At 45.6% G+C, this 24345-nt stretch carries 25 protein-coding genes; 7 read left to right on the forward strand and 18 right to left on the reverse strand.

Going from position 1 to position 24345, the window contains the following annotated elements; genetic code table 11:
* Nucleotides 1–6: 6 nt before the first annotated feature.
* From J2T16_RS08590 to J2T16_RS08600, 3 genes are all read left to right on the forward strand, one after another.
* Nucleotides 7–375 (forward strand): carboxymuconolactone decarboxylase family protein, encoded by a 369-nt coding sequence (locus tag J2T16_RS08590; RefSeq protein ID WP_499018131.1) that lies wholly within the window; start codon nt 7–9, stop codon nt 373–375.
* Between the two features lie 194 nt (nt 376–569).
* Nucleotides 570–911, forward strand: a complete 342-nt coding sequence (locus tag J2T16_RS08595) for a hypothetical protein (protein ID WP_154886770.1) — start codon at nt 570–572, stop codon at nt 909–911.
* 65 nt (nt 912–976) lie between these two features.
* On the forward strand, nt 977–1969 hold the full coding sequence (locus J2T16_RS08600) for a 3-oxoacyl-[acyl-carrier-protein] synthase III C-terminal domain-containing protein (protein ID WP_336122233.1): 993 nt from the start codon (nt 977–979) through the stop codon (nt 1967–1969).
* A gap of 373 nt (nt 1970–2342) precedes the next feature.
* Here J2T16_RS08600 and J2T16_RS08605 read toward each other — a convergent pair whose 3' ends face one another.
* The 7 genes from J2T16_RS08605 to J2T16_RS08635 form a co-directional block, all read right to left on the reverse strand.
* Complete coding sequence (locus J2T16_RS08605) at nt 2343–2912, reverse strand: manganese catalase family protein (RefSeq protein WP_090920145.1); 570 nt, start codon at nt 2910–2912, stop codon at nt 2343–2345.
* A 22-nt stretch (nt 2913–2934) separates the two neighbouring features.
* Nucleotides 2935–3210, reverse strand: coding sequence for a spore coat protein CotJB (locus tag J2T16_RS08610; protein WP_090920142.1), 276 nt, complete (start codon nt 3208–3210; stop codon nt 2935–2937).
* The gene (locus J2T16_RS08615; RefSeq protein WP_090920510.1) at nt 3182–3472 is read right to left on the reverse strand and encodes a spore coat associated protein CotJA; all 291 of its coding nucleotides are present in this window, start codon (nt 3470–3472) and stop codon (nt 3182–3184) included. Before J2T16_RS08615 ends, J2T16_RS08610 begins: the two co-directional genes overlap by 29 nt.
* A 272-nt stretch (nt 3473–3744) precedes the next feature.
* Nucleotides 3745–5091: a hemolysin family protein gene (locus J2T16_RS08620; protein ID WP_221786445.1), complete on the reverse strand. Its 1347-nt coding sequence runs from the start codon at nt 5089–5091 to the stop codon at nt 3745–3747.
* Between the two features lie 46 nt (nt 5092–5137).
* Entirely contained in the window at nt 5138–6274 is a 1137-nt protein-coding gene (gene yfkAB / locus J2T16_RS08625) for a radical SAM/CxCxxxxC motif protein YfkAB (RefSeq protein ID WP_499018133.1), read from the reverse strand.
* A 224-nt stretch (nt 6275–6498) separates the two neighbouring features.
* Nucleotides 6499–7620, reverse strand: coding sequence for an HD-GYP domain-containing protein (locus J2T16_RS08630; RefSeq protein ID WP_154958199.1), 1122 nt, complete (start codon nt 7618–7620; stop codon nt 6499–6501).
* 69 nt (nt 7621–7689) lie between these two features.
* On the reverse strand, nt 7690–9120 hold the full coding sequence (locus J2T16_RS08635; protein ID WP_499018134.1) for a bifunctional metallophosphatase/5'-nucleotidase: 1431 nt from the start codon (nt 9118–9120) through the stop codon (nt 7690–7692).
* Between the two features lie 119 nt (nt 9121–9239).
* On the opposite strand from J2T16_RS08635, the gene J2T16_RS08640 reads away from it, so the two are divergent.
* Both J2T16_RS08640 and J2T16_RS08645 read left to right on the forward strand, forming a co-directional pair.
* Nucleotides 9240–9989 (forward strand): molybdenum cofactor biosynthesis protein, encoded by a 750-nt coding sequence (locus tag J2T16_RS08640; protein WP_499018135.1) that lies wholly within the window; start codon nt 9240–9242, stop codon nt 9987–9989.
* 116 nt (nt 9990–10105) lie between these two features.
* Nucleotides 10106–11152, forward strand: coding sequence for an HD-GYP domain-containing protein (locus J2T16_RS08645; protein WP_499018137.1), 1047 nt, complete (start codon nt 10106–10108; stop codon nt 11150–11152).
* A gap of 85 nt (nt 11153–11237) precedes the next feature.
* Here the strand turns inward: J2T16_RS08645 and J2T16_RS08650 are convergent, their stop codons facing one another.
* The 9 genes from J2T16_RS08650 to J2T16_RS08690 all read right to left on the reverse strand — a co-directional run bounded on the left by J2T16_RS08650 (nt 11238) and on the right by J2T16_RS08690 (nt 19217).
* Nucleotides 11238–11378: a hypothetical protein gene (locus tag J2T16_RS08650; protein WP_167375722.1), complete on the reverse strand. Its 141-nt coding sequence runs from the start codon at nt 11376–11378 to the stop codon at nt 11238–11240.
* Between the two features lie 165 nt (nt 11379–11543).
* Complete coding sequence (locus J2T16_RS08655; RefSeq protein ID WP_499018138.1) at nt 11544–12257, reverse strand: M23 family metallopeptidase; 714 nt, start codon at nt 12255–12257, stop codon at nt 11544–11546.
* A gap of 155 nt (nt 12258–12412) precedes the next feature.
* The gene (sufB, locus tag J2T16_RS08660) at nt 12413–13810 is read right to left on the reverse strand and encodes a Fe-S cluster assembly protein SufB (RefSeq protein WP_090920114.1); all 1398 of its coding nucleotides are present in this window, start codon (nt 13808–13810) and stop codon (nt 12413–12415) included.
* Between the two features lie 20 nt (nt 13811–13830).
* Complete coding sequence (gene sufU, locus J2T16_RS08665) at nt 13831–14262, reverse strand: Fe-S cluster assembly sulfur transfer protein SufU (RefSeq protein WP_090920111.1); 432 nt, start codon at nt 14260–14262, stop codon at nt 13831–13833.
* On the reverse strand, nt 14252–15472 hold the full coding sequence (locus tag J2T16_RS08670; RefSeq protein ID WP_336122231.1) for a cysteine desulfurase: 1221 nt from the start codon (nt 15470–15472) through the stop codon (nt 14252–14254). The genes sufU and J2T16_RS08670 overlap by 11 nt, the downstream gene beginning before the upstream one ends.
* Nucleotides 15469–16773, reverse strand: a complete 1305-nt coding sequence (gene sufD / locus J2T16_RS08675; RefSeq protein ID WP_251502704.1) for a Fe-S cluster assembly protein SufD — start codon at nt 16771–16773, stop codon at nt 15469–15471. Before sufD ends, J2T16_RS08670 begins: the two co-directional genes overlap by 4 nt.
* A gap of 24 nt (nt 16774–16797) precedes the next feature.
* On the reverse strand, nt 16798–17580 hold the full coding sequence (gene sufC, locus J2T16_RS08680; protein ID WP_090920103.1) for a Fe-S cluster assembly ATPase SufC: 783 nt from the start codon (nt 17578–17580) through the stop codon (nt 16798–16800).
* Between the two features lie 443 nt (nt 17581–18023).
* Nucleotides 18024–18602, reverse strand: a complete 579-nt coding sequence (locus tag J2T16_RS08685; RefSeq protein ID WP_499018140.1) for a DUF1802 family protein — start codon at nt 18600–18602, stop codon at nt 18024–18026.
* Between the two features lie 153 nt (nt 18603–18755).
* Nucleotides 18756–19217 carry a Dps family protein gene (locus J2T16_RS08690; protein WP_090920097.1) on the reverse strand — a complete coding sequence of 154 codons (462 nt, stop codon included), beginning with the start codon at nt 19215–19217 and terminating at the stop codon, nt 18756–18758.
* Nucleotides 19218–19514: 297 nt separating this feature from the next.
* Between J2T16_RS08690 and mtnK the strand changes: the two genes are divergently transcribed.
* Nucleotides 19515–20732 (forward strand): S-methyl-5-thioribose kinase, encoded by a 1218-nt coding sequence (gene mtnK / locus J2T16_RS08695; RefSeq protein WP_336122804.1) that lies wholly within the window; start codon nt 19515–19517, stop codon nt 20730–20732.
* Nucleotides 20733–20755: 23 nt separating this feature from the next.
* A complete protein-coding gene (gene mtnA / locus J2T16_RS08700; protein ID WP_336122228.1) occupies nt 20756–21820 on the forward strand; it encodes an S-methyl-5-thioribose-1-phosphate isomerase in 1065 nt (354 codons plus the stop codon).
* 135 nt (nt 21821–21955) lie between these two features.
* Here mtnA and J2T16_RS08705 read toward each other — a convergent pair whose 3' ends face one another.
* A complete protein-coding gene (locus J2T16_RS08705; RefSeq protein WP_090920088.1) occupies nt 21956–22258 on the reverse strand; it encodes a YunC family protein in 303 nt (100 codons plus the stop codon).
* A gap of 222 nt (nt 22259–22480) precedes the next feature.
* Entirely contained in the window at nt 22481–24136 is a 1656-nt protein-coding gene (locus J2T16_RS08710) for a CBM96 family carbohydrate-binding protein (protein ID WP_499018141.1), read from the reverse strand.
* Nucleotides 24137–24345 lie beyond the last annotated feature (209 nt).

Consider the following 24345-nt stretch of genomic DNA (forward strand, 5'->3'; position numbering starts at 1 on the left):
CGAGTCATGAGTGAACAAGTGACCCAAGGGTTAGATCGTTTTGCCAAGCTTTCCGGGGAATATGGTGCGAAGGCACTTGCTCCGATTAAGGAGCATTTTCCCGAACTGTCCGAATTTATAATGGGAACGGCATATGGTGATATTTTTCAGCGGACAACCATTACAGATCAGTGGAAAGAAATCGCCATTATTTCGTCATTAATTACACAGGGACAATTCGAACAGCTTGGTGTGCATTATGCCATGGCCTTAAGTGTGGGTATTACCGTTGATGAACTTAAGGGAGTATTGCTTCATCTGGCACCGTGTGTCGGTGCTCCACGTATTATCAGTGCATTTAATGTATTGCTTGCCACGCTTGAGGAAATCCATTAATTCAACGTTCTACATTTTTATACATTATTCGACCTTTTTATTGATCTTTTTACATTATTACCTTTATAATATGGGTAAATTATCCTTCCAGCCTTACAACCTGGTACCGCTCACTTTAGGGGCTATTGGACTGCTCCATTCATTCCATAGAGGATAGTTTTCACTCATTTTTTACAAAGGAGAGAGAACGCGCAATGGGAAAGTTTAATCTACAAACGGATGCTTCAAACAAGGTGTTGCACATTGAATTGGAAGGTTCTTTTTCTCAAGAGGATGGTCTTCGTTCGATCTCGGCTTATCAGGATACGATATCTGCCATCAACACCAAGGAGTTTAACCTGGATATTGACTGCAAAAAGTTGAATGTTACTGCTCCCGAGATTGTACCTCTTCTGGAGGGATGCCTGGCCATGTTTAAAAAGGACGAATACAAAAAAGTGGTGTTAACCTTGGAGAACAATGCCATTCTGAAAATGCAGCTTGCCAGACTTGGCCGGACGGTAGGGCTGGACAATCTCGAAATTATTTCGGCGTAGTTCCCTGATTTTTTGTATGATGCTTTAATGACAGCTCTGCCTTTCCACTTAAGAGGAGGATGACGATGGCTGGAATTCGTATTGTAGATATCGATATATATCACCCTGAAACCAAGGTGCACAATGATTTTTATATTGAACATTTTGATGCCAGAGGGGTCGATATTCGTGGTTTGTTAAAAGCACTCGGGCGTGAGTCACGTTACAAAATTGATAAGGAGGACGAAAACTCACTGACCATGGCCTTCGAGGCCACCCGAAAGCTACTCGCTAAAACCGGTTTAACCGGACAAGATATCGACTTGATTGCGTATGCAAGCCAAACACCGGAATATATTTTTCCTACGAATTCCTTAATGATTCATCATCTGATCAGCGGAGCAGCCCACACCATCTGTATTGATAGCAATGCCAACTGTGCAGGCATGACCGCAGCTTTTGAACAGGTCAGTCGGCAGATGCTTGGTAATCCAAGAATCAAGCGTGCGCTGATCATCGGCTCAGACTATGTTGCTCCTCATGCCAGTCCGGATGATCCGGTTTATTTTGCGAATTTCGGAGATGCGGCCGCAGCTGTAATTGTAGAACGGGATGAACATGCCGTTGGGTTTATCGATTCAATCTACCAGACGGATACCTGTGTATATCAAAATTCTCTCTTTCCAGCCGAAGGACTCGCGAAGCTCGGAAGCACGGGTGTTGATGCAGGAGCTTTTCATGTGAAATTCACACCGTTTGACGATTCAATCTGTGTCGATGCAGCTTCAGAGTCCATTCGTACGTTGCTGACACGAAATGAAATCAAGCCGGATGAGATTAAAGCCGCCTGTTTCTCTCAGCTGTCCATTGCTAACATTCGTGCAGTGTCCGAAAACATCGGCATTGCTGATGACATTGCTGTATATATTGGCGACGAATTTGGTTACACCTCGACAAGCAGCCCGTTTATAGCCATGCATCGAGCCATTAGCTCCGGAGAGCTGCAGCGCGGTGACAAAGTGTTGTTCTGGACCGTTGGAGCCGGGTGGCAAAATGTTGCCATGGTCGTGGAATACTAAGGGCAAAAGCACTTCTACAAACTTATATGTTCAATCTGCAGGACGACCTTGAGGAACAACTCTTCATTCATCGTCCTTTTTTTGATCTTATTTTTTCAATCTATATAAGTTCAACTAAAAATTTTACACAGTCCACTCCGATAACAGAAGAACCTTCCATTCGCTGTTATCCCCAGATTTTTTTGAATTCCCTTTTCCAAAGGGAAAAATCCGGTGATAAAGGCGAACGCTTCGCTTTTCCAGGTTTTTTCTGTCCTCTCCGTTAACGTGTAAAAGAACAGTTCAACTTATATCATTGTACCTAAACATAAAAAGCAGCCCACTTGGACTGCCTTTTATCTCTTTCGTTACATATTTGCCGCTTGGCTCATCGTCAAAATATTTTCTTCGTTTCCCGGTCATCCTTCAGAATTTCAACGGCCTCCCGGAACCGCAGTGAGTGCACAATCTCGCGTTCTCGCAAAAATTTCAGACTGTCCTGCAAATCCACGTCATCCGTTAAATCAATTAACCATTGATATGTAGCCCGAGCTTTCTCTTCGGCTGCGATATCTTCGTACAAATCCGCGATCGGATCACCCTTCGCTTGAATATAGGTGGCGGTAAAGGGTACTCCAGCAGCGTTATTGTAAAAGAGTGCTCTGTCATGTGCCGCATAATGGGCATCCAACCCGGCCAGCTCCAATTGCTCAATCGTGGCATCCTTGGTGAGTTTGTAAATCATCGTTGCAATCATCTCCAAGTGAGAAAATTCCTCCGTCGCAATGTCGTTCAGTAGACCGATAATTTTGTCAGGAATCGTATAACGTTGATTCAGGTATCGCAGGGCTGCCGCCAGTTCTCCGTCTGCACCGCCATATTGTTCCATCAACAGCTTAGCCATATGCGGATCACATTTACTCACCCGAACTGGATATTGCAATTTTTTTTCATATACCCACATGCACAGGACGCCTCCTTCGATTTTATACTTGCCAAGGCCAAGGTGTCTGGGACCACTCCCACGGATATTTGGAAAAGGCATGACCAAAATTCGTCAGCGGACCATATAACTGCTGAAATTCATGAGCAACGCGCATCCGTTCCTGGCTGAACTTGTTATACTGTTCGATGCTTTGAAAATCTCCCGGATGTGTATCCAAATACAAATTCAGCTCAACCAGAACAAAATCCAGCGCCTGTAGTTCCTCCAGCAGTTCGTAGTATTTGGCGTCACAGGCTTTCGGCTGTTCCTTCTCCATCGTTCACCACCGCCCTTTCCTTCGTTTTCTTCGAGGTATACGGACTGTACAGCGCCGGCCACAATGTGCCGAGCCTTAAAGCTTCAGCCGGACTGTATTGCGGCCACCCCATCGGCTGAAAAGGAATAAATAATTGCGGTGGAACCAGATACGTACGAATACCTAGAGGTTTACACGGATCAAACGGACCCACAAAAGGAACATAAGCCCGAACCTGAGGATCTTTCAGAGGATCTTTCAATCGAAACGCCTCCTTTATCATGCAATCACATGCATTCTGGGCATTACTCCATAAGGCATACAGTACATCCCCATCATTTCCTGTCCTTATAACCATATGTCGAGATGATCAAGATAATCCCTTTTTACAGAAACTATAAGAAGGATTTTGCCATTGCAGAGCAAGCTCACTTATTCCCGACATGCAAAAAAAGACCTTTGAAAGGTGTCATAACACCAGCTCAAAGGTCTTACTTAAAAATCTTGTTTATCCGCTATTGTTCACATCGATTATCATCCGGAGACAATAGAAGATCACTGCTCATCTTCGAGAGGTTCTTCTTGTTCTTTCAATTGCTTGTACACTTTGACCCGGTTAATTCGTAGACGTGTAGACTCTTCGACTTCAAAAACATAGCCGTTCCGTTCACGTGTTCTCCCCTTAGCCGGACTGCCTTCCAGTTCTTTGAAGAGCCAGCCGCCAATGGTATCTACCTCTTCATCCTCAATGATCGCTCCGGTCCATTCATGAACTTCCTCAATCAACGAACGTCCGTCAATCGAGAAAGCCTCACCGATTCGTTCCATATGTGGCCGCTCATCCTCGAATTCATCATACAGATCCCCAACGATCTCTTCCAAAATTTCTTCAGCCGTCAGCAAGCCTGCAGTCCCTCCATATTCATCGACAACGAGCGTCATCTGGGAGTGCTTTTTCTGCATTAAACGTAACACATGACTGATCTCCATCGACTCGGGAACGTTCAGAATCGGACGTACCATTGAAGCCAGATCCTGTTGTTGCTCCGGTTCTGCCAGAAGCAAGTCCGTAATATGAATAAATCCGATAATCTCGTCCTTATCTTCTACGGCAACCGGGTAACGGGAATGCTTCGTTGCGTTGATGATCTTTAGATTTTCCTCCAGGGACAGATGGGTATACAAACAGTCCATATCTGTACGAGGTAACATAACTTCGCGAGCCAGCATATCGGAGAAATCAAAGATATTATCCATCAGCTTGATCTCATCCTTGTCGATGACCCCGCTTTTGGCACTCTGTTTCATCAGGATGCGAAGCTCATCTTCGGAATGGGCCTCGCTTTCACTCGCGGGTTCAATACCAGCCAAACGTAATAAAGCATTCGCTGATGCGTTAAGAACCCAGATGAACGGAAAGAAAATTTTATAAAATAATAGTAACGGTGCCGATAAAAGCAACGCCACTCCATCTGTTTTTTGAATCGCCAGCGATTTTGGGGCCAGCTCACCAAGTACAATGTGCAGAAACGTAATGATACAGAATCCGATAATAACGGATACCGTTGTGATCAGACTTGTATCGGAAACGCCAAGCTTAAACATCAGCGGTTCCACAAGCAGTTTGGAGATCGCAGGTTCCCCCAACCATCCCAGTCCGAGAGATGTCAGTGTAATCCCGAACTGCGTTGCCGACAGATAGGCATCCAGTTTACCGTTCACCTTCAGGGCATAACCAGCCAGACGGTTTCCCTCACTCTGCAATTGTGTCAGGCGTGTCTGTCTTACTTTGACGAGAGAGAACTCTGCTGCGACAAATACACCATTCAAAAATACGAGCAAAAAGACACAGACCAGATTAAATACCAGCTGTCCAAGATGAAATTCGGTATGAATGCCCAAGATGTAACTCCCCTTCTCTGTCTATTTCAGGAATGCACCTGGAATATTAACGTAAAATAGCTTTTCTAGATTTGAAGTCCACGCCTTTATAATACATATCGGCCACAAGAAGATTTGGCCCGCAACACGATGCAGCATCACAATGGCAATTTACGGTCTGATTGAGCGGATGCTCAGCAGACCATTCATGGAATACATCATCCAGCTTCCGATCGTGGATATTGCCGAATGCAGGGATATCGGCAAAATCAGTCACGTACACGTTGCCAGTAAACATGTTGACGTTAACACGGTTGCGTCCGTCCGGATCATTACGAACCGTTACATTCGGTTCGCTGTACAAGCGATTAATAAGTTTACGATCCTGCTCAGCCGCACTGCATGCAAAGAACGGTAGTGTTCCGAAAAGCATCCACATGTCTTTGTCACGGACATCAAGCAAGCGATGAATGGCATTCCTCATGTGATCCAGTGATAATACTGGAAGAGAGGATGCAAAGTTAGAGTTGTACATCGGATGTACTTCGTGCCGTACACAACCCATTTCCCGAATCAATTGGTGAATGCCGTCCAGCTTATCATGCGTCCGATAATTAATCATCGACTCAGCGGAAATAAACATTCCAGCCTCACTTAGCTTGCGAGAATTCTCCATCATCTTTTCATACATTTTCACGGCAACTTCACGTTTTACCGGTCTACCGCTATTGGCGAATCCCACCTGATGGAAATCATCTGCATTCAAATAATTGAAGGAGATGTGCATCACATCCAGATACGGGAGAAGTTTTTCATAACGGCTGATATCCAGTGTCAGATTAGAATTGATCTGGGAGCGAATTCCGCGTTCCTTCGCATATTTAAGCAGAGGAATGATCATCTCATCCACCGTCTTTTGGCTAAAGCTGGGTTCACCACCTGTCAGACTGATAGTCTGCAGATGCTCCACCTCATCAAGTCGTTTCAACATTAGTGAGAGTGGCAGTGCTGGTGCCTCTTGCATCGTAAGCATATCCCCCACGGCACAATGCTCACATCGCATATTGCACAGATGTGTCACTGTCATTTCTACACTGGTCAGCACATGCCGGCCATATGCACGCAAAGAGCCAATCGGATCCCACGGATCATTCGTTGGCGATAATGGCATCGGTTGTACCGATCCTGAGTTTAGCATGGTCATTGTTCTTCACCTTATTCCTTTTATTAACCTAAAAAGTTTTATTTACATCATATCCGAGATTACTTTTTTGGGAGTTATCTTTTATCATAGCACAATTATGAATCTTCCTGCACAGCCAAACCCTGACCATTACATGACAAAAAACGCTCATGAATCATCGGAAATTAGCCTAGCTTCACGTTCCCGATATGACCACCTGAGCGCCTGCTCTATACTTCGTTAGCTTAACTATTCAGCTGTTCATGCTTCATAAGTGTAGCAGAATCTTCCGCACCCTCCACCCCTGTAATCATGACTGATAACTTCGTAGCAAGATTTATTTCGTAGGGGGCTGCAAGAACCTGTCCTTCTGCATCCTTGATTACACGAATCAATGGCCGTTGTGGCACGCGGGGTTGAATTGCAGCGACAACGCCAACTTCTCCAGTGCTCAGTTTTACGGATATACCTACGGGATAGATCGCTACACAATCCCTAAACTTTTCAAGCATCCACTGTTCATAAAGCGTTCCAGAACCTGTATACAGTACCTCTACGGCTTGATGCGGCAATAAAGCTTGACGGTAGACCCGATTGGTCGTCATGGCATCATACGAATCGGCAAGAGCAATCCACTTCGCATATTCATGGATTTCATTGCCTTTCAAACCAAAAGGGTAGCCACTGCCATCAATTCGCTCATGATGCTGAAGTGCACAGTGTGCTGCGAGCAGAGGGATGCCGGGTTCATCCTTGAGAATGCGGTGTCCATACGTGGTATGCTGTTGAATAATCTTGTATTCCTCATCACTCAGACGTGAAGGTTTATGTAAAATGTCGGAGGGAATCTGCGTTTTCCCAATATCATGGAGCAGAGCGCCTAGACCAATCTCCATAAGTTGCTGACGTGTATAACCTGATGCCACACCGAGAACAAGAGTATATACACAAACATTCAGTGAGTGAGTATACAGGTCAAAATCGCTGGAGTTCATGTCCATTAACATGATCATCGCTTCCTTTTGACCACCAATGTCCTCAAGAATGCTGTTCATTACCCCACTAAGCGCTTTACCAAAATGTGTGATCTGGTTTTTACTTTTGAAGCCGGACATATGTTGAAATTGCTGTTTGATCTCCACAAGTGCTCTTCGCTTGGTCTCTTCCTGTAACATATCGGGCACGATAATGTCTTCTGTCGCAGCATCCTGAATATATACATATCCAATCCCAAGATCTTTCAACCGTCCGATTAAACGACTCGTCAGTTCTACATCCTCACTGAGTAAAACCAGACCTTCCTCACTAAAAATTCGTTTCCCCAGCTTCATGCCAGGCTGCAATAAGTTTATATGTACTAAACGCACAGCCTATCCTCTCCCGCTCCTTAGATGTAATGAACACTAGCCGCCGCATCAGCAGAAGGCAGTCTTGTTCTAGCTTGGTAACCAGCGATTACGCAGGCTCTCCTCCAGCGCTCCTGGTCGTTTTAATTCTTCTTCCAGCAAATCCCTTATAAATTCCGGAAGGTAATATTGTATATTGCTTCCTTGAGCCAGAGAAGGGTATCCCACATTAAACGTAAACATATCAAGCGTTCCAACCACATATTCACGCTTCCCATCCATAGGTATACCGTTCACATAAATGGATTGGATCTTATCATACGCTGGCGCACTGGGGTCGTAAAGAACCTCTATTCCATCTACACATAACGTCCCGAGAATACGTCCCCGAAAGCCAAATCCCACGATGGGTTTAGAGAAGAATTCCTCCAACAGTGACTGTTCAAGCGCTTCACGAATCTGATCACCATTCAAACATATTGTACAAGCATTTATTGGAGATGGACATAGGGAATGTAACATTCCTTTCGTAATGTCGCCTTGTGGCAGGTTTCCGAGTAACTGGCCCGCATTCACAAGCGATATTTCCGCTTTTGTAAAGTGCCGTACAGCTTGCGCAAGCAAGATAGCAAAAGGAGATTCCCGCTCATAATAAACGGGCAAGGTTCGATCCGTGATCACGGCCGTCTGATCCAGCAATCGTTCAGCTTCCGTACGGTTCGTAGCAATTGCCAGAGACACCTGCTCTTCCAGCATGTTACTTTGTACTGGCACACAACCGCTGCTCACCAGCTGCACAGGCTCTGCTTGGCCTGCTCTTTCCAGCACAACTCTACCGAGCCATTGTCCGAATTTACCTGCCGCTCCCAGCACGGTATTGCCAATCAGCAAGGGTTCCTCCAGCACATGATGGGTGTGTCCGCCCAAGACAACATCAATGCCCTCAACCTGTTCCGCCAGTCTTTTGTCCGTTGAAAGACCCAGATGAGATAAAACAACAATCACGTCCACTTGCTCACGCAGTACCTTAACCTGATCTCTTAAGGTTTCCACAGGGTCCGTCACTTGCCAGCCCAACAGTTCATAGAAGGTGTTAAACGGGGCTGTTGCTCCTAGCAGACCAATGCGAAATGGTCCTTTTTCGACAATAACCCAAGGTTTCATCCAGGCTGGAGGACGTCCTGTATCCTGTTCTAACACATTGCCGCACACAATCGGACTAAGGAGTCCCGCATAGGACTGAGCGAGTTGGTCTGGCGTAAAGGTTAACCCCTCATTATTTCCAATCGTAATGGCATCATAACCTGTCAGATTGAGCACATCTACGTTGGCCATTCCGAGTGTGCCTTCCGTTTCAACAGCCATTCGATCCATATGGTCTCCAATATCGAGGACAAGCAGATGTTTACCTTGGGCACGTTCTTCATTGATCATAGCAGCGATCGCACTCATAGAGCCGAAATGACTGTGTATATCATTGGTGTGCAGAATGGTTAATGTTTGCTTCTCGCTGCTGCGCATTACACTGCCTCCCCTGCCGTTCATTAAACGTACATTCTTCTAATGGATAAGCATAACATTTTCTACGTCGTTATGATATATTTATAGGGTTTAGAGATCAAAAAGGAGCGATTCATTCCATGAAATTGACAATTCAACTATTTGCAGGTATTGCAGAACGTTTAAATACTTCCCAACTTGAATTTGAGTATGATGGTGATACGCTTACAGCTGCTATGCTTAAAGAACAATTGAGCCAGGCTTATCCTGAAGCTGCCACACAGATTCGTTCATCATTTTTAGCAGTTAACCAGAGATACGCTCCTGCCGATACATTACTTAAGACGGATGATGAACTGGCTTTGATCCCTCCTGTATCCGGAGGCGATGGTTCGACGAACCAGAATAAGGATCACCCTTATACACAAGAACATCGTACAGAAGACGGCCTGTTTCTGATTACCGATGCGGCCTTGTCCGTTGAGGCAACAACCGACATGGTCATTACGGCCAATCATGGCGCTGCATTAACCTTCGTAGGAACGACACGGGAAATGACTGGTGAACAGCGCACTGTCCATCTGGAATACGAGGCATACGTCCCCATGGCGCTGTCCCATATGGCTGCGATCGGCAAGGAGGTAGCAGCACGCTGGCCAGGTGTACTTTGTGCGATAAGTCATCGAATCGGCAAAGTTGACGTTGCCGAAATCAGTGTCGTTATCGCGGTATCCTCGCCTCATCGCAGCGATTGTTATGATGCAAGCCGTTACGCTATTGAAAGACTGAAGCAAACCGTACCAATCTGGAAAAAAGAAATTTGGGAAGACGGTTCAGAATGGAAAGGTCATCAACTAGGACCCTGGAACCCCATGGACGAGAAAAAATGAGTCTATTCGCTGTTTACAGAGGCGCATAAACAGTAAATAAGTCGTTGTCAACCCATTTTTTTCTTGTTATTATAATGATATGTGTCGATATTAGTCGAGGAAAAGGTGGTTTATACGTGAGAGTGCATGTTACAGATCTTAAACCCGGCGACCTGCTAAAAAATGATATCTACAATACTTCAGGTCTCCACATGCTGATGAAAGGTTCCGTTCTCAGCGAAGATGATATATCTAAGCTGCTGCAGCATGGAATTGATTTCGCAGATGTAGAACAATCATCCGACCTTCACTCTAATGAACAAAACTTGCCTTCCGATCAGACCCGTCTGTTAACCAATCTGTTTAACGACACGATCAAAGGCACAGAATCTCTGTTCGAACAAGCCATAGAAAAAGGCTTTATTGATGAATCACAGGTTGACGAAATATTAGGCACCCTAACGGGACAGCTTGAAAAACAAAAAGATGTTGTCTCCCTGTTACTTATGCTGGATGGAGACATTGACTACACCTACAACCACTCCTTGCAGGTTGGTATGCTCGCTTTTTATATTGCTAACTGGATGGGTTATAGCCCGGATGAATGTCTTACGGTAGCCAAGGCAGGATATCTTCATGATATTGGCAAGTCCAAAATTCCTTCTGAAATCTTACATAAACCAGGCAAACTAACGACAGAAGAATTCGCAGAAATGAAAAAACATACCTTTTATGGTTACGATATTATCAAAGCTTCAACAGAGGACGAAATCATCGCCATGGTTGCTCTTCAACATCATGAGCGTGAGGATGGCAGTGGTTATCCGCATGGTTTGCGAGGAGATGAGATTCACCCCTATGCTCGTATAACTGCTGTAGCCGACGTTTACAGCGCAATGACAACGAATCGGGTGTATCAGACCAAACAGGAGCTAATTTCTGTTCTATGCGAACTGTACAGCCTCAGTTTTGGTCAGTTGAATGGCGAAGCAACTCAAGAGCTGATCAAACATATGCTTCCGAATTTTATTGGTAAAAAAGTACTGCTCACAACAGGACAAACTGGTGTCATTGTAATGAACAATCCAGCTGACTACTTCCGCCCACTCGTTCAGATCTCTACGGCCTTTATCGATTTAGCGAAAGAAAGAGATATTGCCATTGTTGAAATTTACGTCCAATAAATCACACATGAAGAGTAAAGAGGGATCAAAGGAAGCTCGATTGAGCTTTCCTTTGATCCCTCTTGCTTATATTCAGCCGATGGAGTTACACACAGAATGCTTTTGTGATGATAACCAACAGGATGAACAGTACCAAGATCGCGCCAACCGACGTACATGGATTGTATCCACCTACACCGCCTACACCACCAACGTTGCCTTTACAGCCATAACCTACTTCGCTCATGTGATTGCCTCCTCTTTATCAGGTATACCCTAACATATGACGCTTTCCCGCCGGAGGAACTGGGCGAAACGGCATTCTTCGCAATTTGGTTCATAGCCCATAAGTGATAAGTGGTTTTCTCTATAAAATTGCCTTCGCACTAATACCGACCTTGCTCTTGAAGTTTCAATCCTCTTTTGGCACCAGTGTTCCCGTTTCCTTCCGATACATGATCACAAGTATTCTCCAAAAGTCATAACTTCCTGTGTCATCCTGAATATAGGGACGATAATAATCCAGGGCCTCCTTTGCCCAGGCGGGGCAACTCATGTTGGATAATCGCTTCTGTTCTTGAATCCAGCCACCTTGAAGCTCCAATTGCTTCTGCATAAGCGTGAACAATTGCTTTTCCTGACTTGTCATGGGTGAGCCCTCCTCTTCTTGAGAGATCGTTCCGTATTCGTTTAACAAATACGCCGTTGGTTCCACAACGCCATCTTCACTTGCAGTATACCCGTACGAAGGCGAGCTTGTTTTTCGAATTTCATAATGTACATGGGGCCCCGTGCTCTGTCCTGTACTGCCTTGATAACCGATCAGCTGCCCTTTCCTCACTCGCTGACCAACATTAACGGCAATTCGAGAAAGATGGCCATAACAATGCAAGTATCCACGATGATCCTCCAGCGCCACAGTAAGCCCGTAACCGCCAAAGCCGGAGCCTGTGCGTCCTTCCGTTGCAAAACGTACCGTTCCTTCAAGAAAAGCAGATACAGGCCCATTCCAAGGCTCGGTGACCAGGTCTACCCCTCGATGAAACGTCTGGCCTCCATGTATAGGATGAATTCGATAACCGAATGAACTAGTAATCCGATACCCTTCGAAAGGGTTTGCATTCATAGCATCACATCCTTTTTCTATCATTAAATGCTTAACTCTATGAATTGGCCTGTGCTATTAGTCTTATTTTTACATGTTCAATCAAAGATTACTCTCTTTATGGCATAAGAAAAAAGACGAACCATGACGGTTCGTCTTTTTTCAGTACATATGTCTTAACCGATGGAACCTTCCATCTCGAATTTGATGAGACGATTCATCTCAACCGCGTACTCCATTGGCAATTCTTTCGTGAACGGCTCAATGAAGCCCATGATGATCATCTGTGTAGCTTCAGCTTCAGTCAGACCACGGCTCATCAGGTAGAAGAGTTGATCTTCGGACACTTTGGAAACCGTTGCTTCATGCTCCAGCATGATGTTATCATTCATGATTTCGTTGTAAGGAATTGTATCCGATGTGGACTCATTATCGAGAATGAGGGTATCACATTTGATGTTGGATTTCGCGCCCTCAGCTTGGCGTCCAAAGGAAGCCAGACCACGGTACGTTACTTTACCACCATGTTTACTAATCGATTTGGATACAATCGTTGAAGTTGTATCCGGAGCCAAGTGAATCATTTTCGCGCCTGCATCCTGGTGCTGGTTTTTGCCTGCAACAGCGATGGACAGAACGGAACCTTTAGCTCCACGGCCTTTCAGTACAACTGCAGGATATTTCATCGTCAGTTTGGAACCGATGTTACCATCGACCCATTCCATCGTTGCGTTCTCTTCAGCAACCGCACGTTTGGTAACGAGGTTGTAGATGTTTGGTGCCCAGTTTTGGATCGTTGTGTAACGAACGCGGGCATTTTTCTTACAGATGATCTCAACTACCGCACTGTGCAGGGAATTTGTGCTGTAAATTGGAGCAGTACAACCCTCTACGTAGTGAACGAAGCTGTCTTCGTCTGCAATGATCAATGTACGCTCGAATTGGCCCATATTTTCGGAGTTAATCCGGAAATATGCTTGCAGAGGCACTTCACATTTTACGCCTTTTGGTACGTAGATGAAGCTTCCTCCGGACCATACCGCACTGTTCAGCGCAGCAAATTTGTTATCTGCTGGCGGAATAACAGTAGCAAAATATTCACGCAGAATTTCCGGGTGCTCTCTCAGAGCCGTATCGGTATCCATGAAGATTACGCCTTGGTCTTCCAGTTCCTTCTGCATATTGTGGTATACAACCTCGGACTCATACTGAGCCGATACTCCAGCAAGGAACTTTTGCTCCGCTTCTGGAATACCCAGTTTATCAAATGTTTCTTTGATTTCGGAAGGAACTTCTTCCCATGTTTTCCCTTGTTTTTCCGAAGGACGAACATAGTATTGAATATCATTGAAATCCAGTCCATCCAGATCGCCGCCCCATTTAGGCATAGCCATCTTCTCGAACTGTTTCAAGGATTTCAAACGGAATTCCAGCATCCACTCCGGTTCGTTTTTGATTTTAGAAATTTCCGTTACAACTTCCGCTGTCAGACCTTTGCCGGTTTGAAAGATGGATTTATGCTCATCGCGAAAACCATATTTATACTCTTCCATTTCTGGTGCTTTTTTAGCCATCTTGCTCGACCTCCCTATCGTTATTGTACATTGTCCTCTTCATCAATTCCTTTGCGTAATGCATTCCAGGCCAGAGTGGCACATTTGATGCGTGCAGGGAACTTGTTCACACCGGATAGGGCTTCGAGATCTTCATAATCATCGAAATCGACTTCTTCCCCTTGCATCAATGAGGAGAAACGGTTAGCCAGATCGAGCGCCTGTTCAATCGTCTTGCCTTTGACAGCCTCAGTCATCATCGATGCCGAAGACATGCTGATTGAACAGCCTTCTCCCGTATACTTGGCTTCCTGAACGATTCCGTCATTCAGCATCAGCTGCAGTGAAATCCGGTCGCCGCACGTTGGATTGTTCAAATTCACCGTGACGACGTCATTGTCAAACGTTCCGCGGTTACGCGGGTTTTTGTAATGGTCCATTATAACACGTCGGTACAGATCATCAAGTTGCATCGCCAAAATACTCCTTTGTCTGGATTAAGGCGCTGACAAGCCGATCTACATCTTGTTCGTTATTGTATAGATAAAAGCTGGCACGAGCCGTTGAGCTTACTTCAAGCCAGCGCATCAGCGGTTGGCAGCAGTGGTGTCCTGCACGAATCGCTATACCGCTCGCATCCAGCACGGTAGCGACATCATGTGGATGTACATCTCCCAGATTAAAGGTTACTACGCCAACATGACGTTTAGCCGGACCATAGATCGTTAGGCCATCAATCTCTGACAGGCGTTCCGTTGCGTAAGCGGCCAGTACACCTTCATGATGAGCAATTTCATCCATGCCGATCTGCTCAAGGAAATCAATGGCAGCACCCAATCCTACTGCTCCCGCAATAATCGGGGTTCCGCCTTCAAATTTCCACGGCAGTTCTTTCCAATTGGAATCGTACAATCCCACATCATTAATCATCTCACCGCCGAACTCAATTGGTTCCATGGACTCCAGCAGCGCCTTTTTGCCGTAGAGTGCACCGATACCGGTTGGTCCGCACATTTTGTGACCAGACAGCGCATAGAAATCACAGTCCAGATCTTGCACATCCACCTTCATATGCGGTGTGCTTTGTGCACCATCCACAACAATAACTGCACCATTGCGATGGGCGATTTCAGCGATCTGTTTAACGGGATGCACGAGTCCCATCACATTAGATACATAGGCAATCGCGACAACTTTAGTTTTGTTCGTGATTGTTTGCTCCACATCAGACAACTCAATATGGCCGTCTGGCTGTAGCGGAATGTATTTCAATGTGGCCCCTGTCTCCTTGGCGACTTGTTGCCAAGGGATCAGGTTACTATGATGCTCCATCTGTGTAAGAACAATTTCATCGCCTTCTTTACAGTTGGCACGAGCATAAGACGAAGCCACCAAATTCAGGGCTGTCGTTGTGCCGCGTGTGAAGATGATCTCCTGCGTGCGACGAGCATTGATAAACTTGGCAACCTTCTCACGAGCGCCTTCATAAGCGTCCGTAGCCCGGCTTCCGAGTGTATGCACACCGCGATGTACATTGGAGTTTTCATATTCATAATAATGTTTAACCGCGTCAATCACAGCACGAGGCTTTTGCGAAGTCGCAGCACTGTCTAGATATACGAGCGGGTGTCCATTGATTTCCTGGTGGAGGATCGGGAACTGCTCGCGAATGGATGGGTTCATTGTCCCAGCTTCTTCTCAATCAGGGACTGCAATTGGGTACGCAGTGCTTCCAAAGGAATATCCGCCACCACCGGAGCAAGGAAGCCATAAATGATCAGGCGCTCCGCATCCGTACGGTTAATCCCGCGAGACATCAAGTAATGGATTTGCTCGGCATTCACTTGACCTACAGAAGCCGCGTGACCTGCTGTTACATCATCCTCATCAATCAGTAGGATCGGGTTGGCGTCTCCGCGTGCTTTAGGACTCAGCATCAATACTTTCTCGGTTTGCTGTCCGTCGGCTCTTGTAGCGCCTTTCTCGATTTTCGTGATCCCGTTGATGATTGCCGAAGCCTCTTCACGCATAACCGCACGTGTGATCATTTGGCTTGGCGTATTTTTACCGAAGTGACGTGCTTCAGTTGTGTAGTTAATCTTCTGTGAACCGGAACCCACAGCAATCACTTTGGAATCCGAAGTGGACCCATTCCCCTTCAAAACACTCATCGTGTTGCTTGCCGTATCACCATTGTTCATTTCACCAACGATCCATTCAATGGAGCTGTCATTTTCCAGAACAGCACGGCGGAAGGATACATCCGTTACGTTAACGTTCAGTTGGTGAACCGTTGCAAAGCGCACTTTTGCACCCGATTTTACGAATACTTCCACAACTCCGTTATGGAATACCGGTGCAGAGAGCTCACCAGACACGTAGTTATCTACGTAAGTAACCGAGCTGTTTGCTTCGGCAACAACGAGTACGTGAGGCGCAAATGTTGCGGAAGCATCGTCTGTAAGCAATACTGCTTGCAGTGGAACTTCAATGTTCACGTTTTTCGGAACGTACAGGAACACCCCGCCATTCCACAACGCTGCATGCAATGCGGCAATGGAATGTTCATCGGCTTTGACCGCTGTGTTCAGATAAGGCTTGACTAGATCAGCATGTTCACGAACAGCAGTAGCCAAATCCGTGAAGATGACACCTTGTGCTGCCAGATCAGCAGACAATTTGGAATATACTGCACCAGAGTTACGTTGGATTACCAGGCTTCCTTCAGCTTGATCCTGAACCAGCTCTTTGATGGATGCAGGTACTTCTTCCAGGGAAGAAATTGCTGCGTCTGCTTTATATGTGCCGTACTCGCTGATACTCCAGCGCTCAATTTTTTGTTTTTCCAGTTTGGGAAGCGCCAGCTCACTCGCAAGCTTCAAAGCTTCGAGCCGCTGCTCAGTCAACCAGCCGGGTTCATTGTTACTTTCCGACAAGGCGCGAAGCGCTTCAGATTCAACCGGAAGAATTGTTTGTGTAGTCATTTATTATCCTCCTCCGTTTTTTCCTTACGCTTCTTGACCTACAGTTTCGTCTGTAATTCCCAGTTCCGCTTTTACCCAATCATAACCTTCAGCCTCGAGACGTTGAGCCAGCTCAGGTCCACCGGATTTCACGATGCGACCTTGCATCATTACGTGTACGTAGTCTGGAGTGATGTAGTTAAGCAGGCGTTGATAGTGCGTGATGATCAAGAAGCCGCGATCTTCGCTCTTCATTGCATTTACACCTTCTGCAACAATCTTCAAAGCATCGATGTCCAGACCGGAGTCGATCTCGTCAAGTACGACGATTTTAGGATCAAGCAGCATCATTTGCAGAATTTCATTCCGTTTTTTCTCACCACCGGAGAAACCTTCATTCAGGTAACGATGTGCAAACTCAGGGTTCATATCGAGTTCTTTCATTTTACCTTCCATTTGACGGATGAACTTGATCAGGGAAATTTCGTTACCTTCACCGCGACGAGCGTTGATTGCACTGCGCAAGAAGTCGGAGTTAGTTACACCCGCAATTTCGCTCGGGTATTGCATAGCCAGGAACAGACCAGCACGTGCGCGCTCATCTACAGCCATATCCAGTACATCTTCACCATCGAGAGTGACTGTACCGTCTGTTACTTCATATTTAGGGTGTCCCATCAAGGCAGAAGCCAACGTGGATTTACCTGTTCCGTTCGGTCCCATGATCGCGTGGATTTCTCCACCTTTCATTTCCAAGTTGATGCCTTTCAGGATTTCTTTACCTTCAATGGTCGCTTTCAGACCTTCAATGACGAAATTCGTAGTCATGTGTATTGTTTCCCTCCATTGATTAAATTGATGTTTACTGTCGAAAACGAAAAAGCGCCTATTATATCTGAACAGGGCTTCCCCTGACTTTCTCTGTTTCATCATACATCTGTAAAGCAATTTCTTCTTGCCACTCTCAGGCATACTTTCTTCACATGCTGTAGAGCAACAATCACTTTAGAATAATTCTAAACTGATTCTCAATGATTATCAAGTCATTTCCTATTAATTCTTGTCCTTCTCAGGAAACTTCATTCCTTATGATTCTATAATAAATGACTGTTTGAATCAAATTAGAAAACAACTTTTCATCTGCCGGACAGTGATATAAATCACAAATTTCACAGTTTGTTCAGCTTGCACATCAAAATGAAAAAGGACTTATCCATTTCCGGACAAGTCCTTTACACTTTATTTACACAAGTTTTTGCACATAAAAAAGATTACATTCTGAGTGTCTCGTTAATCTTCTGTACCTGGTCGGCAAAATCCGCAACGTTCAGCACCGGCGTCATTTCGCGCGGCACCAAACCATTCGGAATGGAAATCCATGAACGGCAACCGTTATATTCTGGCAATACGGGAATTTCCATCGGTTCCTGCAAACGGTACACACGTAAAATCAACACGTGGAGCGGATCTTTCTTTTTCCACTTCAAACGGGATTCAGCAAAATCCGCTGTCCACATATGATATTCCAGAAGTCGATCCAGCATCTCCTGATCTCGAATCTCCAAAGCCTGCGTTACTTCAGCATACGATGTAATGCGGACGGTTGAAGCTTCAGGCGCCCATTCGGCCAGCGACTCTTCAACATAGGATTGATCCGAGGACTTGATCAGTTCTTTACGCTGATGCTCATAAGTCGGATACAGGTAAAACGCTGGACTTTTCAACTCAAAATGTTTCGTTTCCTCCACAATCCCGCCTTTTCGCATCACCATGATCTGGCGACCGTTTTCCAGAGCTTGAATTGCAGAAGCCCATTCTTTTAATGCCGGTATCGCTCCTGTGTCTAACATTGTGTTCGTCCTCCCCTGTCACTCTTGACAGCAGTATAGACGCTTCACACTTATCTGACAACTTTTAGCAGGCAACACTGAACACTTTACGGATGAACTCATCAACCACGAATGGGTTACAGACAGACGGATCTGAGTCCGTCCTGAAACGGTTTAGCCCAGGTATGCACGAAGCATCCACATATGTTTCTCTAGATCCGCTTTAAAGCCTGTCAGCATATCAGCAGTAGGTTGATCCTCAGCCGCATCGGCCAGATCAATACCTTCTTGATACTCATTGGAAAGTGTAGCGAAGTCTTCAATCAGGTTCTGTACCATAGCGTTCGCATCTTCTTTGCCGGAAGCTTCCTGGATCGAAGCCATCTCGAGATATTCTTTCATCGTTGCTGCAGGGCTGCCTTTCAGTGTAAGCAAACGCTCAGCAATTTCATCCATTTGCACTGTAATTTCGTTATAGAACTCTTCAAATTTCACATGCAGTGTGAAAAAGTTCGGGCCTTTTACATACCAGTGATAGTTATGGATTTTGACATACAGTACGTTCAGGTTAGCCACCTGACGATTAAGTACTTGTTCAACGGATTTTGCTTGATCTGTTTTGTTTTTTGTAGCCATATTCAATCCCATCCTTTAATTTAAAATGTAGTCTGTCCACGTTATCTCAGGTTCCCCTGTACGCAAGACAGAGAGTTCAAGTTCAGAACCCGCTAATTTCGCGGAAGTGTTATGGGGCGCGGTTTTATTCAACCGTCCAGCCTATTCATTTTTACCCGTGAGCCTGATCTTCGAATCACCACAACCCAGACTTGTCTCAAAAAAAAGTTCAAAAAACGTGCTTTATCCGATATACTGTCATAAACCAAGCAAAGAAGTGGGTTTTCCTGTTTCTTCATATATATGGAGGTGGCACCTTTGACTCAATATCATCCTTTAACCCCACAAGAAGCGATCGAATTAGCCAAAACTTTACCGGGTCCATTTACGGCAGATGCGAATCTGGATTGTCGTGAGATCGGTGACGGCAACCTGAATCTCGTTTTCCATATCACGGATCAGAACTCCGATAAAAGTATCATTATCAAACAGGCGCTTCCTTATGCGAAAGTGGTTGGCGAATCCTGGCCGCTTTCCCTCGTACGTGCTCGCATTGAACGTGAAATTTTGCAGGAAGAATATCGTCTGTGCCCTGGAATGGTGCCCGAAGTGTATCATTATGACGATGATCTCGCATTAACGGTCATGGAGGACTTAAGTGACCATGTTATTATGCGCAAGGGTCTGATTGACGGAGCTTCCTATCCTCTTTTCGCCCAGCATATTGGGGAGTTTATGGCGAGAACCCTCTTCTTCACTTCAGACCTCGGTATGAACCAACAACAGAAGAAAGAACAGCAGGGACGATTCGTCAACCCTGACCAATGCAAAATAACAGAAGACCTGATCTTTGATGAACCGTATCGGATTGCACAAAATAACAACTATGAAACAGCGATTGAAGATGAAGCCGAAGCTCTTCGTACCGACGAAGCACTGCATTTGGAGATCGCCCTGCTCAGGGAAAAATTCCTGACCCATGGACAAGCCCTTCTTCACGGGGACTTGCATACAGGCAGTATTTTTGTAACTTCCGAGTCGACCAAAGTCATTGATCCGGAGTTTGCTTTCTATGGGCCGATGGGTTTTGACGTAGGCGCCGTGCTGGCGAACCTGCTTCTTCATTATGTTTCGTTGTCTGGCCGTTTTCAGGATCAGTCTACGCGGAATAAACGTGAAACAGAGTTACTGGACATGGTACGTGATGTCTGGACTGAATTCGATACTCGTTTCCGCGCACTGTGGACTACCGCTCTCGTTGACCCAATGGCTAAAACGCCAGGTTATCAAGACCTGTATGTACAGCAGCTATTCCGGGATACGATTGGTTTCACTGGAGCGAAAATGGTACGCCGCATCGTCGGACTTGCCCACGTCGCTGATATTGATACCCTTACGGACACTGCTGAACGTGAACGTGCACAACGCAAGGCATTGGCCGTTGGTAAAGCCTTGATCAAAAACAATCGTCAAGTAAATACAATCGGTGAGGTGCTGGATCTGGTATCTTCTGCTCTCACAACGGTTAAAGTCTAACATTATTGAACGGAGGAACATCCATGACAACCCCTGAACATCAGCCTCTGTCTTCGCTTAATTGGAAAAAGGACAAGCTTGAAATGCTCGATCAACGTCTGCTACCCGAAACGATCCTGATGCTGAAACTGTACACCCCTGAGGAAGTATGGGAATCCATCCATTCCATGAAAGTACGCGGCGCGCCTGCTATTGGTATCGCAGCAGCCTTCGGCGTAGTGCTCGGAGCCAAAGCTTATGATGGCATCGCTATTCAAGGCTGGCTGGATCATGTCAAATCCGTTTGTGCACACTTGGCAACATCCCGTCCAACAGCGGTTAATCTTTTCTGGGCGCTGGATCGCATGATGCAAAAGGCTAACCAAGTCGTGGAAGCTGGTCTAAGTCTGGATGAAAGCACAGATGCGCTTGAATCGGAAGCATTGTTGATTCAGAAGGAAGACGAAGAAGTATGTCGTATGATCGGTGAACATGCCCTGCCTTTATTTGAGGATGGAATGGGTGTACTTACACACTGTAACGCAGGGGGGCTGGCCACAGCCAAATACGGTACAGCAACCGCTCCGATGTATCTCGCGCAAGAGCGCGGCATTCATCTGAAGGTATTTGCTGACGAGACACGTCCTGTCCTGCAAGGTGCACGTTTAACTGCATTTGAGCTGCAACAGGCTGGAATCGACGTCACATTACTCTGTGACAACATGGCGGGTATGGTCATGTCCAAAGGGTGGGTACAAGCTGTCATTGTTGGAACGGATCGGGTCGCAGCAAACGGGGATGTTGCCAACAAAATTGGTACATACAGCCTGGCTGTGCTCGCCAAAGCGCATAATATTCCTTTTTATGTAGCAAGTCCACTATCAACCATTGACTTGTCCACAACGTCCGGCGATCTGATTCCAATCGAAGAGCGTGCAGCTGAGGAAGTGACAGAAGGATTCGGGAAACGTACTGCACCACAGGGCGTTAAGGTATTTAATCCAGCCTTTGACGTAACCCCGAACGAATACGTTACCGCAATTATTACGGAAAAAGGTATTGTTCGTGCGCCTTTCCAGGAGAACCTCACGGCTTTATTTGCGGAATAAAAACATATATAAGACAACCCACATAGCAGCCATTGCTGCGGGTCTGTAAGGAGAAGGGACAAGACGGATGCCTCCGACTTCGTCCCCTTTTCTCTGTTCTATTTCTATGATGCCGAATGAAAACCGGCACGTGCTTCAGATCATTTTTAACAATGCTTCTACACCTGTCATCCCTACTGTAATCCCCATAGCCTCTGCCTCAGTTGTCACCGATTCCATTGGTGCATGAAGCAGTTGCTCCAATGTTCGCACACCTACAGCCCGTGCGGCCACAATCTTGCGATCGCCCAGCTTCTCATTCAATAACCCCACATCAAGGGCGCCGCACATGATATACCCTTTGGATGTATTAATCGTTAACAGTGTCGTTTTCGGAAGTTTCACTTCTACCCCAACGAGCACATGCTCTCCCACCACAATCGGCTCCATCGTCACCATAATCTCACGATCCACCTCCTCTTCAACAGATCACGATAATTGTATGCCTCTTGGCGTATCGCCGTGTGGACACCTGCCGTGATGAACAAAAAGTGGGTAATCATGATGTAGGTAACACTCTCAGCCGGAATATGAGGACATCCTAGTTTAACGCAAAAAAAAAGGGCTAAAAGCCCTCTTTCATTAACACTCCACGCTGTGGTACGACGTCTAAATAAAAGGTCACAAAATATAGAAATACGCCTGATTGCGTGGCCCTTTAACGATCAATGTCGTTACTCGGTCACTTGCATCCCGTTTACGAATGCTTGCAACGGCGTTTAATTCCTCATCAGCAACAACTCTCGGTTGAATCCACGCATACACATCAGGTTTAGAAACGATCATCTCAGCAGGCAGATCAGCAATTTGTCTAACATCAACCACGGACTGCAGATCTTTCCATTCTCGAACCTCAATGAAACCCTCCAAGTATTCTCTTTCCTTGACACCAATATGGGCTTCCAGATCATTCGAATATTTAACTTCCAAGCTTGAAAGAATATCCGGTCTGGATACAAACAAGTGCGACATCATCTCTTCAACAAAAGGAATTTCTATGATACCGCGCTTTTCATCCTCATCCGGTACTCTGGTCCACAACACGCCGCCAAGATCCGGCCTACTGACCGCTAATTCCGACGCTATTGCAGCTTCAGCACTGCGTATAACGGTTAACTCCGAGTCTAATGTTTTGCTTGCTTTGATATAATTAGAAACTTCTATGACGGAATGTAATTCAGGTTTAGAAATGTGTAAAACGTTCCATAGATATGCATTATAAGCCCTGGATACAGTCAACTCACTTATCAAGGACATCTTCGGATCAATCGTTAGGGCAGCAGGCAAATCAGGATGAGATACAGCAAGATTTGCCGCTCTTTCATCATCGTTGATTTGCCTAACTGATAATTCAAACTCTCTCTCTGTCTCCGTACTTATTGAGACTACGAGCTTGGCTGGGATTTCTGGCTTGGAGACACAAACGGACGTTTCTCTCTCACTCACCGTGCTTTCAATGACCGAAAGGATTGAATACAACTTTGCTTCTGTTCGATGAGCTACAGCCATAGATGCATTCAGATCTGGACGACTCGCAGATACAATGACAGGTGCTTCATGATGCATATGATCTTCATAACGATGTACATATAAATTAGATTGCAGCCATGCAAAACCGATATCACTATGCACAAATAACGTCGTTTTGAGTTCCTTACGTCCGACTCCATAGACAAAAAGTTCGCTTTCTTTTTCTGTACGTCCGATAGAGTAAATCTGCGAAGTAATATACTTGATTTGTAACACAGGTGGCTTGGCAGACTCACGGGTGTTGAAATAGATTGGAGACAAATCACTAGATTGAATCATCATCCCAATATTTTGGAGTTCGCCGTTTCTCAGCATCTTTAGAATATCCATCATATCGAATTCAACATAACGCTCACTTGTATTTATGCTGTAGCTTGACGTTAATCGTTGAATGGAATGAGGCCTGTTGGCATGTGTGATTCCATATTCTCGCCATAAGGTATTAGGCTGATGCAGCTCAATGGATGCGCCTGGCGTGATCGTTCCTGTGTAATATAATTTTAGCTTGGCTTCTTCCAGGTACATCAGGTCAGGTATCCGCGTGTCTATATCTCCGAAATGAATAAAGGATTCGAATTGCTCCAATTCATCCCGGCCGATCATCATACGCTGTGTATCCCCAAAATTGATTGTCTGTAAGCGGAGCTGACTACGAGTGGTTGCATCTGCAACAGGTTGCAGGTTCACCGTGATGCGCGGGGCCTCCAGAAGCTCATATTTACCCTGTGCACGATTATGCTCCCTCACATAAACTGTACTTGTCAGATCATTTATCGGTGATGCTTGAATATAAGAATTTAGGTCTGATTGCGTTGCATACACCACGGATAGTGAACTACTTATATCCTTGGATTGCTCTACACGAGCAGAAACACGGGAAACCCTCTCACTATTTTCCCTAATAGCGGATGTCAATGTTGAGGGCAAATCTATGTCTATCTGATTGTATAAAACGT

The sequence above is a fragment of the Paenibacillus intestini genome, from assembly GCF_030803945.1.
Lineage (GTDB): Bacteria > Bacillota > Bacilli > Paenibacillales > Paenibacillaceae > Paenibacillus > Paenibacillus polysaccharolyticus.

Coding starts and splice junctions, on each gene's coding strand:
- J2T16_RS08590 (WP_499018131.1), top strand. CDS start 7: ATGAGTGAACAAGTGACCCAAGGGTTAGATCGTTTTGCCAAGCTTTCC.
- J2T16_RS08595 (WP_154886770.1), top strand. CDS start 570: ATGGGAAAGTTTAATCTACAAACGGATGCTTCAAACAAGGTGTTGCAC.
- J2T16_RS08600 (WP_336122233.1), top strand. CDS start 977: ATGGCTGGAATTCGTATTGTAGATATCGATATATATCACCCTGAAACC.
- J2T16_RS08605 (WP_090920145.1), bottom strand. CDS start 2,912: ATGTGGGTATATGAAAAAAAATTGCAATATCCAGTTCGGGTGAGTAAA.
- J2T16_RS08610 (WP_090920142.1), bottom strand. CDS start 3,210: ATGGAGAAGGAACAGCCGAAAGCCTGTGACGCCAAATACTACGAACTG.
- J2T16_RS08615 (WP_090920510.1), bottom strand. CDS start 3,472: ATGATAAAGGAGGCGTTTCGATTGAAAGATCCTCTGAAAGATCCTCAG.
- yfkAB (WP_499018133.1), bottom strand. CDS start 6,274: ATGACCATGCTAAACTCAGGATCGGTACAACCGATGCCATTATCGCCA.
- J2T16_RS08635 (WP_499018134.1), bottom strand. CDS start 9,120: ATGCGCAGCAGCGAGAAGCAAACATTAACCATTCTGCACACCAATGAT.
- J2T16_RS08640 (WP_499018135.1), top strand. CDS start 9,240: ATGAAATTGACAATTCAACTATTTGCAGGTATTGCAGAACGTTTAAAT.
- J2T16_RS08650 (WP_167375722.1), bottom strand. CDS start 11,378: ATGAGCGAAGTAGGTTATGGCTGTAAAGGCAACGTTGGTGGTGTAGGC.
- J2T16_RS08655 (WP_499018138.1), bottom strand. CDS start 12,257: ATGAATGCAAACCCTTTCGAAGGGTATCGGATTACTAGTTCATTCGGT.
- sufB (WP_090920114.1), bottom strand. CDS start 13,810: ATGGCTAAAAAAGCACCAGAAATGGAAGAGTATAAATATGGTTTTCGC.
- sufU (WP_090920111.1), bottom strand. CDS start 14,262: ATGCAACTTGATGATCTGTACCGACGTGTTATAATGGACCATTACAAA.
- J2T16_RS08670 (WP_336122231.1), bottom strand. CDS start 15,472: ATGAACCCATCCATTCGCGAGCAGTTCCCGATCCTCCACCAGGAAATC.
- sufD (WP_251502704.1), bottom strand. CDS start 16,773: ATGACTACACAAACAATTCTTCCGGTTGAATCTGAAGCGCTTCGCGCC.
- sufC (WP_090920103.1), bottom strand. CDS start 17,580: ATGACTACGAATTTCGTCATTGAAGGTCTGAAAGCGACCATTGAAGGT.
- J2T16_RS08685 (WP_499018140.1), bottom strand. CDS start 18,602: ATGTTAGACACAGGAGCGATACCGGCATTAAAAGAATGGGCTTCTGCA.
- J2T16_RS08690 (WP_090920097.1), bottom strand. CDS start 19,217: ATGGCTACAAAAAACAAAACAGATCAAGCAAAATCCGTTGAACAAGTA.
- mtnA (WP_336122228.1), top strand. CDS start 20,756: ATGACAACCCCTGAACATCAGCCTCTGTCTTCGCTTAATTGGAAAAAG.
- J2T16_RS08705 (WP_090920088.1), bottom strand. CDS start 22,258: ATGGTGACGATGGAGCCGATTGTGGTGGGAGAGCATGTGCTCGTTGGG.